Annotated in this window: 2 protein-coding genes and 1 pseudogene; all 3 read left to right on the top strand. The window is 64.7% G+C overall.

Annotated elements, in window-relative coordinates; translation table 11 throughout:
• Positions 1 to 162 (top strand): annotated as a pseudogene (locus tag JF545_RS19770) (TRAP transporter large permease subunit); the annotation flags it as partial.
• 173 nt (positions 163 to 335) lie between these two features.
• Positions 336 to 1,373, top strand: a complete 1,038-nt coding sequence (gene araD1 / locus JF545_RS19765) for an AraD1 family protein (RefSeq protein ID WP_206944872.1) — start codon at positions 336 to 338, stop codon at positions 1,371 to 1,373.
• A gap of 172 nt (positions 1,374 to 1,545) precedes the next feature.
• Positions 1,546 to 2,252 (top strand): aldehyde dehydrogenase family protein (locus JF545_RS19760; protein ID WP_206944871.1); only part of this gene is annotated, 707 nt, incomplete at its 3' end.

Raw genomic sequence — 2,252 nt, 5'->3', positions numbered from 1 at the left:
CCGCCATTTGGCCCGGCCGCGTTCTACCTGAAAGGGGTGGCGCCGCCGGAGATCAGCCTGAAAGACATCTTTGTGTCACTGCTGCCGTTCATCGCACTGCAATTGTGTGTGCTGGCCGCCCTGCTGATGTGGCCCGAGATGGCCATGTGGCTGGTCGACTGAGATCAGGGGCAGGGTCATGCACCGCCCCGTCTCAACCCACGCGTGCTATCTCCCATCAATAACGTCAACCCATACCTTCGTATGTTGACCATACACCCCCCCAGAGGCGTAAGATGCCTCTGGGGCCAATCGTGATACCGGGCTGCCGCCCTTTCCTGCCCAAGGACATCACCATGCACAACGATACAAACGCCTCTGCCGATTCCAGCGCTTCAGCCCACCTTCGCCTTATTCAGTGTGTCCATCAGGGCAGCACCCGGGCAGCGCTGGTAGAGAACGAGCATCGCGTGCGTCTGACCGACGCCGACACCTACAGCTTGGCCAGGCGAGCCCTGGAAAGCGGCACACCTCTCGCCGCGGTGGTTCAGGACAGTCTGACGGGCGAGACCCTCGACTATGGCGAGCTGGTCGAACAGGGACAGCTGTTGCCCCCGCTGACGCATCCTGACCCGGCGCATTGCCTGGTGACCGGCACTGGACTGACCCACCTGGGCAGCGCTGACACTCGCAGCGCCATGCATGCCGCATCGAACAGCGATGAGGCCGAGATGACCGACTCCATGCGCATGTTCAAGCTGGGGGTCGAAGGTGGCAAGCCCGGCGAGGGTAAGATCGGGGCTCAGCCGGAATGGTTCTACAAGGGGGATGGCGACTGCGTCGTCGCACCGGAGGCCCCCCTGCCCTGGCCGTCCTTTGCCGAGGACGCCGGCGAGGAGCCTGAGCTCGCAGGACTCTATATCAATGACGATCAGGGCCGCCCTCACCGTCTGGGCTTTGCCATCGGCAATGAGTTCTCCGATCACATCACCGAACGCTACAACTACCTGTGGCTGGCCCACTCCAAGCTGCGAGCGTGCAGCTTTGGTCCTGAGCTGCTGATCGGCGAGCTGCCGGCACACCTGGAAGGCACCTCGCGCATCACCCGTCAGGGCGAAACGCTGTGGGAAAAGCCCTTCCTGACCGGCGAGGCCAACATGGCCCACAGCCTGGCCAACCTGGAACATCACCACTTCAAGTACGCGGGCTTCCGCCGTCCCGGCGACGTCCACGTTCACTTCTTCGGCACCGCGACGCTGAGCTTTGCCGATGGCATCAAGGTCAATCCCGGCGAGCGCTACGAGATTGACCTGCCCGCCTTCGGCCGACCGTTGCGCAACCCCTTGGCAACACCGGATGCCGATGAAGGAGCCGTCACCGTCATCACGCTGTAGGTGAATGCAGGCCCCTGATACGGAAACCATAGTACGGAAACCCGGTGCAGAAACCCTGGTGCTGAGACCCAGAGGCTACCACCCAGATGTTTCAAGGCTGCGGTTTCAGCCCAGGGGCTTCACCATACAGCCACCTTTTTTACGCTCAATCAGCCACCAGCAAGGAGCCAACATGACTCTGCAAGGCAAGCAACTCATTGGCAGCCAGGCCGTGGCGGCCAGCGGCAAGGCCATCCATGCCATCAATCCGGCCACCGGCGAGACCCTTGAGCCCGGCTACGCCGCCGGCTCTAAGGCCGAAGTCGACCAGGCCTGCGAGCTGGCCTGGGCCGCCTTCGATCGCTATCGCGAGACCAGCCTCGAGGCCCGTGCGACCTTCCTCGAGACCGTCGCCGATGAAATCGAAGCCCTCGGCGACGCCCTGATCGAACGCGCCATGCAGGAGTCCGGCCTGCCCCAGGCCCGCCTCCAGGGCGAGCGCGGACGCACCTGTGGCCAGCTCAGGCTGTTCGCCTCCGTCGTGCGTGCCGGCGAGTGGCTGGACGTGCGCCATGATCCGGCCCTGCCCGAGCGTCAGCCGCTGCCCCGGGTCGACCTGCGTCAACGCCAGATCCCGCTGGGGCCGGTGGCGGTATTCGGCGCCTCCAACTTCCCGCTGGCCTTCTCGGTAGCCGGTGGTGATACCGCCTCGGCCCTGGCCGCTGGCTGCCCGGTCATCGTCAAGGCCCACTCGGCCCACCCCGGCACCTCCGAGCTGGTCGGTCGCGCGGTGCAAAAGGCGGTGGCCCGCTGCGAGCTGCCCGAAGGCGTGTTCTCGCTGCTCTATGGCTCCGGTCGTGAAGTGGGTCAGGGCCTGGTCAGCGATCCGCGGATCAAGGC

This window comes from Halomonas litopenaei (genome assembly GCF_017303055.1).
Classification (GTDB): domain Bacteria; phylum Pseudomonadota; class Gammaproteobacteria; order Pseudomonadales; family Halomonadaceae; genus Halomonas; species Halomonas litopenaei_A.
This window is presented reverse-complemented; position numbering and strand designations above follow the sequence as displayed.